Here is a 9,388-nt window from a genome sequence, read left to right on the forward strand (position 1 = left end):
GAGCGACCCGTCGTCGGCCGCTCGGTCGACTTGATCGTCGGCTTCTCGTCGCTCATGCTGCTTCCTCCGCGGACCGCTGGGACTCGACGATCTCGAGGTACGTCGGGCAGGTGTCGAGGAGTTCGTCATGCGTACCGATCCCGACGATCGCCCCGTCCTCGAGGACGATGATCTGGTCGGCACCGATGATGGTGGACACGCGCTGCGCCACGATCACCACACACGCGTCCCGCGTGACCGGCGCGAGCGCCGCCCGTAGCCGGGCGTCGGTGGAGAGGTCGAGCGCCGAGAACGAGTCGTCGAACAGGTAGATCTCCGGTTTCCGGACCAGCGCCCGCGCGATCGCGAGCCGCTGCCGCTGCCCGCCGGACACGTTGGTACCGCCCTGCGAGATCGGCGAGTCCAGTCCCTGCGCCATCGCCGCGACGAAGTCCTTGCCCTGCGCGATCTCGAGCGCCTCCCACAGTTCGTCGTCTCCTGCGTCCGGATTGCCGTAGCGCAGGTTGCTCGCGACCGTGCCGGAGAACAGGTACGGACGCTGCGGAACCAGGCCGATCCGCTGCCACAACGCGTCGGGCTCGATATCCCGTACGTCGATACCGTCGACCGTCACCCGTCCCGCGGTGGCGTCGAACAACCGCGGTACGAGGGAGAGCAGCGTGGTTTTACCAGCGCCGGTACTCCCGATGATCGCGGTCGTCTTTCCCGGGGACGCGGTGAAGCTGAGGTCCCGCAGTACGGGCTCCGCCGCGCCGGGGTACTGGAATCCGGCCTTCTCGAAGACCAGTTCGCCCCGGCCGACGAAGTCCCGGATCGGGGTGACCGGCGGCCGGACCGAGGACTCGGTGTCGAGCACCTCGGTGATCCGGTCCGCGCAGACCGAGGCGCGCGGCACCATGATCATCACGAACGTCGCCATCATCACCGAGAACAGGATCTGGATCAGGTAGCTGATGAACGCGGTCAGCGCGCCGACCTGCATCGCCCCGTCCTCCACCCGGGAGGCGCCGAACCACAGCACCGCCACGGTAGACATGTTCAGGATCAGCATCACGACCGGGAACACCAGCGCCATCAGCCGGCCGGCCCGGATCGCGGTGTCGGTCACGTTGGTGTTGGCCTCGCCGAACCGCTCGACCTCGTGCGGTTCACGGACGAACGCCCGGACCACCCGGATGCCGGTGATCTGCTCGCGCAGTACCCGGTTGACCGCGTCGATGTTCACCTGCATCTTGCGGAACTGCGGCACCATCCGGCTGGCGATCAGCCCGATCGATACCGCCAGCAGGGGTACGGCGACGGCCACCAGCCAGGACAGGCCGACGTCCTCGCGGACCGCCATGAAGATGCCGCCGATCATCGTGATCGGGGCGGCCACCAGCATGGTGCAGGTGGTGACCACCAACATCTGCACCTGGGTGACGTCGTTGGTGCTGCGCGAGATCAGCGTCGGCGCGCCGAACTGGTTGACCTCGCGGGCGGAGAACTCGCCGACCCGGTGGAACACCCCGGCCCGGACGTCCCGGCCGAACATCGCCGCGGTCTTGGCACCGAAGTACACGGCGGCGATGGTGCAGATGATCTGCACCAGGCTGATGCCGAGCATCCAGCCGCCGGTACCGACGATGTAGCCGGTGTCGCCCTTGGCCACACCGTTGTCGATGATGTCGGCGTTCAGGCTGGGCAGGTAGAGGGAGGCGATCGTCCCGATCAGTTGCAGGACGACCACCATGGACAGGTTGCCGGCGTACGGACGCAGGTACGTACGCAACAGGCGAAGGAGCATCAGCAGTCCCCAGAGTTGTGAATTCGGACACCGTCGAGTGCGAAGTCGACGATCTCCTCGGCGGTCAGGACCTGGCCGCCGGAAATCATTGGGTGGGTGGCGGAGAAAGTGATCATCCCGATCCGGCGGACGACCTCCTCGGGTGGCAGTCGCAACGATGCCTGGTCCGGCCGGAGCAGGTCCGCGAACGCGGCGTTGGCGAGATCGGACTGCCGCTTGCGACGGGCCTCGTCCAGCGGGGTGCCCTTCCATTGAGGTGGCTGGCGGGTGCGCATCGCGAACATCAGCTTGAACACACCCTGCAGCCGCCGCTGGCCGACCTCGACCGCGGCGATCATCCGCTCCCGTAGTGGCAACGACCGGTCCACCTGCTCGAGCGCCCTGATCAGCTCGGTGTTGTCGAAGATCGTCGCGAGAGCGGCATCGACCAGGGCGTCCTTGCTGCCGAAGGCCCTGAAGATCGTGCCCTCGGCGACCCCGGCCGCCTCGGCGATCTGCCGGGTGCTCACGTCGGTGCCGTGTTCTTCCAGCAAGGGCAGGGTCGCGGCGACCAGCGCGGCACGGCGCTCATCGGGCGGCAATGGGGTTGCTCTTGGACTCACGCGATCGAGACTAACTGAGTGAGTACTCACTCACAAGTTATTTATCGGCGAGGAGCGCCGCGATCCCGTCCAGCACCCGGGCCAGGCCGAACTCGAAGCCGTGCTCGGAGTCGTACGCTGCGCCGAACTCCTGTCCGACCGTGGTCCCGACCCGGGAGGCGAGCGGAAACTTCTTGGCGTCACCGATCTTGTCGAGCAGAGGCTCATGGGCGTACCACCACTCTTGGTCGGTGATCCCGGATCGCTGAATCACCTGACGGGCCTCGACCGCGCTCCGCACCGCTCCGTGCACATAGCCGTTCACCAGCGCGACGGCAGCGTCCATCTCGACATCGGTCAGGCCGATCCCCTCGACCGCCGCCAACTCCCACTCGTACTTCGCCATCAGGTGCGGGCCGAGCGGTGGGCGACTGGTCGCGACATGCAGCATCCACGGGTGCCGCAGGTAGAGCTCGCGATTCTCCCTGGCGACCTCATCGAGTTTGGCGCGCCAATCGCCGTCCACCTCGCGCCGCGGCAGTTCGCCGTACACGCTGTCGAGCATGACGTCGAGCAACTCACCCTTGCCGGGCACGTACCGGTAGAGGGTCATCGCGCCGACGCCAAGTTCGTCCGCGACCCGGCGCATCGACATCGCGGCGAGCCCCTCGGCGTCCGCGACCCGCAGCGCAGCGGTCAGGATCCGCTCGATGGTGAGCGCCGGCTTGGGCCCGCGGGTCGGCTTCGACTGCAGTCCCCAGAGCAGTTCGAGGCTCTTCGCCGGGTCACCGCCGCCGCTGTACTCCGTATTCATGTGCGCAATTCTCCCGGATTGGTTACACTCCACCGACTACTTCGTACAGCGTACTCAGTGGGGGCGAGGGGTTGACCTCAAGGAAGCTCGAGGTTCTAGGTTCGGAAACTGTCGGTGGTGTCCGCAAGCATCGGCATGTCTTTGATCGTGATCCAGCCCTGTCCGGCCGAGACTTCGGAGCATTGCCGTGAGTATGGAAATGACCGCGTGGAACTCGATGTACCACGCGATGCACAGACAGGACGAGAAGCGCCCGTTCTCCAAGGCGACCCTCAAGCGCATCCTCGCGTTCGCGCGCCCGCACAAGAAGCAGTTGATCGCCTTCCTGGTGCTGAGCGTCGGCGCCGCCGTGCTGGCGGTCGCCACCCCGGTGCTGGCCGGCCGGGTGACGAACGCGATCGTCGACCACAAGGCGGTGAGCGTGGTCGTGTGGCTGGCTGTGCTGATCGCGGCGATCGCGGTCGCCGAGGCCGGTCTCAGCCTGTTCACCCGGTGGCTGTCCGCCCGGATCGGCGAGGGGCTGATCCTGGACCTGCGGACCGCGGTGTTCGACCACATCCAGAAGATGCCGATCGCCTTCTTCACCAGGACCCGTACCGGCGCCCTGGTCTCGCGGCTCAACAACGACGTGATCGGCGCCCAGCGCGCCTTCAGCGACACGCTGTCCGGCGTGGTCAGCAACCTGGTGATGCTGGTGCTCACCCTGGTCGTGATGCTGGGGATCTCCTGGCAGATCACCCTGCTCGCCCTGGTGATCCTGCCGGTCTTCGTGATCCCGGCCCGCCGGATCGGCAACCGGCTGGCCGCACTCGAGCGGGAGGCGGCCAACTACAACGCGACCATGAGTACCCAGATGACAGAGCGGTTCTCCGCGCCGGGCGCGACGCTGGTGAAGCTGTTCGGTCGCCCGCTGCGGGAGTCGCATGAGTTCGCGGTCCGGGCCCGCCGGGTGCGCGACATCGGGGTACGGACCGCGATGGTCCAGTGGGTGTTCGTCACCTCGTTGACCCTCGTCTCCGCGCTGGCGCTCGCGCTCGTCTACGGTCTCGGCGGCTTCTACGCGCTGCGCGACCAGTTGGACGCGGGTGCCGTGGTGTCGATGGCGCTGCTGCTCACCCGGCTCTACTCCCCCTTGACCGCCCTCGCCAGCGCTCGGCTCGAGGTGATGACCGCGCTGGTCAGCTTCGAGCGCGTCTTCGAGGTGCTCGACCTGGAGCCGCTGATCAAGGACAAGCCGGACGCCCGGTCGGCGCCGGAAGGCCCGATCGCGGTGGAGTTCGACGACGTCCACTTCGCCTACCCCTCGGCTGACAAGGTCTCGCTCGCCTCGCTGGAAGAGGTGGCGAAGCTCGACACCCGCGGTGGAGTCGAGGTCCTGCACGGTGTCTCGTTCCGGGCCGAGCCCGGCCAGATGCTCGCCCTGGTCGGCACGTCCGGCGCCGGGAAGTCGACCATCGCGCAACTCATCCCCCGCCTGTACGACGTGGACACGGGCGCAGTGCGGCTCGCCGGAGTGGACGTGCGAGACATCTCCGCCGAATCGCTGCGCCAAACCCTCGGCATGGTCACGCAGGACGGTCACCTCTTCCACGACAGCATCCGGGAGAACCTGCTGCTCGCCAGGCCCGAGGCAACCGAGGACGAACTGTGGGACGCCTTGACCCGCGCCCGCCTGGGCGATCTGATCCGCTCGTTGCCGGATCAACTGGAGACGGTCGTCGGTGAGCGTGGCTACAGGCTGTCAGGCGGAGAGCGGCAGCGGCTGACGATCGCGCGACTGCTACTGGCTCAGCCGCGCGTGGTGATCCTCGACGAAGCAACCGCGGCCCTGGACTCGACGTCCGAGGCAGCGGTCCAGGCAGCGCTCACCGAGGCACTAACGGGACGGACCGCTGTGGTCATCGCGCACCGCCTGTCGACGATCCGCGCGGCCGATCTGATTCTGGTGATCGAGGACGGCCGCGTACTCGAGCGCGGCACCCACACAGAACTCCTAGCCGTCGGCGGCCGCTACGAAGAGCTCTACCGAACCCAGTTCGACCAGCCCACAGATCTCGAGGTCCCCATCGGCGCACCCTGATCCACACCAACCGAACGGCACAACAACGGGGCAAGAAGGGCATTGGATTGACAGGGGCACCAGCGGCGGGGCGGATGGGGTTGGCAGGTTTAGCGGCGGTGTATCGGCCGGCAGATCCGCCGCGGGACGGGCGGGTGGCGTTCTGGGATCCAGCCGATGGGCCGCTGCCACTGGGGATCGGGGAGCAGACGACCTCGGAGTTGGTTGTCAGTGATGCGGAGGGCATCCGCACTCGCGCGGTGAAGGTGATCGAGCTGCGGTCACTGAAGCGGTGCCGCTCCTCGGCCGGGCTCGAACCGATCCGCAAGCTCACCCGTCCGCCGCCTTCTGGGGAGCGACCGCACTCATCGCACTTCAGCTGGTCGCCCGCGGTCGACTCCTTCCGGGCGTCTCCCCCGCCGGCCACGACGCCTGGCGAGTCGGCCCCCTCGACCCCACCGACATCGACCGCATCCTCAACCTCGCCGAGGCGATGCCGCCGGACGCCCGCGCCCTTTCACTACCGGCCGCGCCGGCTTCCGGAGAGCTTCGGGTTTGGGCTGCTGAGGATTTGGTGCGGGCGTTCTTGGATGGGGTGGCTGATGGGATGCCACGGTCGCCGGCGGCGGTGAAGGCCCACGGAACAAACCTGTTCACCGCAAAGGCGCCGCAGCAGGCTTCGCGGTTGCGGTCGTGGGCCGACGAGGTCTCCGCCGGCCTCGACACCGGCGTACGGATCTCGCTTCGGATCGAGCTGGCCGACTCACTGGGATTCGGCGCTGTCGTTCAACTGCACAGCATCAAAGATCCGACACTGGTCCGGGACGCGTCTGAGGTCTGGGCGCAAGACATTGCCGGGTTCGGACCGCGGGCGCGCATCGACGCGACCCTCGCGATCCGCCGGGCCGCGCGCGTCTGGACGCCGTTGACCCGCCTGCTCGACGCCGTCGTACCGGATCGGATGGAGCTTGCCGACGAGGAGGTCGGTGGTCTCCTGGCCGGGGGAGCTCAGCGTCTGTCGGCTGCGGGCGTCGACCTGCATTGGCCGCGGAGTCTCGGCCGCGCCCTGACAGCCCGTGCCACGATCACGTCGGCTGACGGTCCGCCGTCCGACATGCCCGGATTCTTCAGCGGCACCTCCACCCTCGACTTCAGCTGGCAAGTTGCTCTGGGCAATGACCCGTTGACCGAGGCGGAGATGGACCAGCTCGCCGAGGCGACCCGGCCCGTGGTCCGGCTACGCGACCAGTGGATGCTGATCGATCCGGAGCTCGCCCGCAAGGCGCGCGAACGCATCCTCAAACCCGTCACGCCGATCGATGCCCTCAGCGCCGCCCTCACCGGCAGCACCGAGATCGACGGTCAGCAGGTGACCGTCACCCCCACCCGCTGGCTCGAGGAGCTCCGGGCCAGGATCGCGGACCCCGATCGCTCCGACGAACCACTCGAGGCGCCGGCCGCGCTGCATGCAACCCTGCGCGACTACCAGTTGCGCGGGCTGCAGTGGCTGGTCCGGATGACTTCGCTCGGGCTGGGCGGATGCCTCGCGGACGACATGGGCCTGGGCAAGACCATCACCCTCATCTCGCTCCACCTCCACAGGCAAGAGTCCACCGGCACCGCAGGCCCGACGCTCGTGGTCTGCCCGGCCTCGCTGTTGGGGAACTGGGAACGCGAGGTGCAACGGTTCGCCCCCGGCACTCCGGTACGCCGGTTCCACGGGTCCGGGCGATCCCTCGAAGGCGCCGACACGGGGTTCGTCCTCACGACGTACGGGACTCTGCGACGGGACGCGGCGAGGCTGGCCGCACATCGGTGGGCACTGCTGGTCGCGGACGAGGCCCAGCACGTGAAGAACCCGACCTCCGGCACGGCGAAGGCACTCCGTGCTGTGCCGGCGCTCGCCCGGGTCGCCCTCACGGGTACTCCGGTCGAGAACAACCTGTCCGAGCTCTGGGCGATCCTCGACTGGACCACCCCGGGTCTCCTCGGGCGGCTCGGCACGTTCCGCGGCCGCTGGGCGACGCCGATCGAAGCGGACAAAGACGAGGAAGTCGCTCAGCGGTTGGCCAAACTGGTTCGGCCTTTCCTGCTCCGTCGGCGTAAGTCCGATCCAGGCATCGCGCCCGAACTGCCGCCGAAGACGGAGACCGATCAGCCGGTTTCACTCACCCGCGAGCAGGCAGTGCTGTACGAGGCCACGGTCCGCGAACTGCTTGACGAAGTACGGGCCAGTGATGCGATGGCTCGGCGTGGGTTGATCGTGAAGTTGCTGACCGGGCTCAAGCAGATCTGCAACCACCCCGTCCAGTACCTGAAGGAGCCCGAGGGCGCGCGGCTGGCCGGGCGATCCGGCAAGCTCGAACTGCTCGACGAACTGCTCGCCACGATCGTCTCCGAAGATGGCGCGGTCCTCGTGTTCACGCAGTACGTCGTGATGGCGCGGCTGCTCGAGCGGCACTTGGCCGACCGCGGCATCGCGACCCAGCTGCTGCACGGCGGGACGCCGGTGCGGAAGCGTGAGGAGATGGTCGAGCGGTTCCAGGCCGGCGAGGTGCCGGTCTTCCTGCTGTCGCTCAAGGCGGCGGGGACCGGGCTCAACCTCACCCGCGCGGATCACGTCGTGCATTTCGACCGCTGGTGGAATCCGGCGGTCGAGGACCAGGCGACCGACCGGGCGTACCGGATCGGTCAGACCCGGCCGGTCCAGGTTCACCGATTGATTGCCGAAGGCACCATCGAGGACCGGATCGCCGCGATGCTGAGCAGCAAACGCGAACTGGCCGACGCCGTCCTGACCGCCGGAGAGGCTGCCCTGACCGAGCTGTCCGACGCCGAACTGTCCGATTTGGTCGAACTGCGAGGTGCCCGATGAGCGACCAGGAAGCGCGCGGATTCCCGGCGTTCGCGGCGCAGGCGGGGGGTCGCAGCACGCGCGGGAAGTCGTGGTGGGGACGGGCCTGGGTGCAGGCATTGGAAGACACCTCGCTCGATTCCGACCAACTCCGCAAAGGCCGCCGCTACGCGAACTCCGGCCAGGTCGGCACGATCACCATCAGCCCCGGCCGGATTGGCGCGACCGTCTACACACCCGAAGACACCTATGAGTCCGCCGTCCTGATCGACCGCCTCACCAGTGAGGACTGGCAGCGATTCCTCGACCAGGTCGCCGCCCGAGCCGGCCACATCGCGGCCCTCCTGGACGGCGAGATGCCACACGACCTGGTCTCGGCTGCCGCGGACGCCGGCGTACCGTTGCTCCCCGGCATCGGCGACCTCGATCCCTCCTGCACCTGTGACGACTGGGAACTCCCGTGCCAGCACGCAGCCGCCCTCTGCTACCAGGTCGGCTGGCTTCTCGACGACGACCCCTTCGTACTGCTGTTGATCCGCGGCCGCTCCCGCGAACACCTGCTCGGCGACCTCCAACCTCCCGCCAGCCGACAGGCTGGCATCGGGCAACCGGCCGAGGTGGTGTTTACGGCGGTCGCCGCACAGGGTTCTCGGGTGCCTGCTATGCCCGACCTGCCGGCGAAGATCGCCCGGGAGGACCTCGTCATCAACGGAACCCAGCCGTTGCCCGATCTCGACCCAGATCTGCTGCCGCTCCTCGTACTCGACGCAGCTCGCCGCGCACGGGCCCAGCTCAGCGCGCTCCTCAGCGGCGGACCTGATCCCTGGTTGCTCGACGAATGGCAGGACGCCGTTCGCCTGGCGACCGACTTCCCGGAGTTGGCCATCCGCCTGGCCACCGCCACCGGCCGACCCACCGAACTCGCCCTCGGCATCCAGGCATGGTCCAACGGCGGCGCACCCGGCCTGGACGTCCTCGAACACACCTGGACCCCAGATCCAAGCGAACTCGCCCGCGCCAAGGCCGAACTGCAAGCGGCATCCGACGACCCCGACAACTTTGCGATCGAGGTCGATGCCAACCGCCTCTCGGTGTCGGGTGACGCGGCGAGCCAGCTTCGATTGGATCGCCTCGGCCGCTGGCATCCCTACAGGCTGGTGGATGACGCTTGGATCCCGGCCGGGTCCGCTGACCGGGACCCGACGGCCGCCTTGGTGCCACCAGATACCTGGTAAGCCCCGGTCGGCGCCACCACACGAGTCGTCGGGGCTCCATGTCTCGTACGTACGACACG

6 protein-coding genes are annotated in these 9,388 nt (G+C 68.0%); 3 read left to right on the top strand and 3 right to left on the bottom strand.

What is annotated here, in order from left to right; all coding sequences use genetic code 11:
* Positions 1-52 precede the first annotated feature (52 nt).
* Genes VFG33_RS13560 through VFG33_RS13570 form a run of 3 tightly spaced genes read right to left on the bottom strand, consistent with a single transcriptional unit; the run spans position 53 to position 3,181 of the window.
* Positions 53-1,786 (bottom strand): ABC transporter ATP-binding protein, encoded by a 1,734-nt coding sequence (locus VFG33_RS13560; protein ID WP_325026169.1) that lies wholly within the window; start codon positions 1,784-1,786, stop codon positions 53-55.
* Positions 1,786-2,388, bottom strand: a complete 603-nt coding sequence (locus tag VFG33_RS13565) for a TetR/AcrR family transcriptional regulator (RefSeq protein ID WP_325026171.1) — start codon at positions 2,386-2,388, stop codon at positions 1,786-1,788. Before VFG33_RS13565 ends, VFG33_RS13560 begins: the two co-directional genes overlap by 1 nt.
* A 37-nt stretch (positions 2,389-2,425) precedes the next feature.
* A complete protein-coding gene (locus tag VFG33_RS13570) occupies positions 2,426-3,181 on the bottom strand; it encodes a TetR/AcrR family transcriptional regulator (RefSeq protein ID WP_325026173.1) in 756 nt (251 codons plus the stop codon).
* A gap of 199 nt (positions 3,182-3,380) precedes the next feature.
* Between VFG33_RS13570 and VFG33_RS13575 the strand changes: the two genes are divergently transcribed.
* The 3 genes from VFG33_RS13575 (at position 3,381) to VFG33_RS13585 (ending at position 9,329) form a co-directional block, all read left to right on the top strand.
* Entirely contained in the window at positions 3,381-5,261 is a 1,881-nt protein-coding gene (locus tag VFG33_RS13575; RefSeq protein WP_325026178.1) for an ABC transporter ATP-binding protein, read from the top strand.
* Between the two features lie 271 nt (positions 5,262-5,532).
* Positions 5,533-8,115, top strand: a complete 2,583-nt coding sequence (locus VFG33_RS13580) for an SCO1167/SCO6262 family helicase (RefSeq protein WP_325026175.1) — start codon at positions 5,533-5,535, stop codon at positions 8,113-8,115.
* The gene (locus tag VFG33_RS13585) at positions 8,112-9,329 is read left to right on the top strand and encodes an SWIM zinc finger family protein (protein WP_325026176.1); all 1,218 of its coding nucleotides are present in this window, start codon (positions 8,112-8,114) and stop codon (positions 9,327-9,329) included. Before VFG33_RS13580 ends, VFG33_RS13585 begins: the two co-directional genes overlap by 4 nt.
* Positions 9,330-9,388: the final 59 nt, after the last annotated feature.

This window comes from Kribbella sp. (assembly GCF_035687465.1).
Taxonomy (GTDB): Bacteria; Actinomycetota; Actinomycetes; order Propionibacteriales; family Kribbellaceae; genus Kribbella.

Coding starts and splice junctions, on each gene's coding strand:
- VFG33_RS13570 (WP_325026173.1), bottom strand. CDS start 3,181: ATGAATACGGAGTACAGCGGCGGCGGTGACCCGGCGAAGAGCCTCGAA.
- VFG33_RS13585 (WP_325026176.1), top strand. CDS start 8,112: ATGAGCGACCAGGAAGCGCGCGGATTCCCGGCGTTCGCGGCGCAGGCG.
- VFG33_RS13575 (WP_325026178.1), top strand. CDS start 3,381: ATGACCGCGTGGAACTCGATGTACCACGCGATGCACAGACAGGACGAG.
- VFG33_RS13560 (WP_325026169.1), bottom strand. CDS start 1,786: ATGCTCCTTCGCCTGTTGCGTACGTACCTGCGTCCGTACGCCGGCAAC.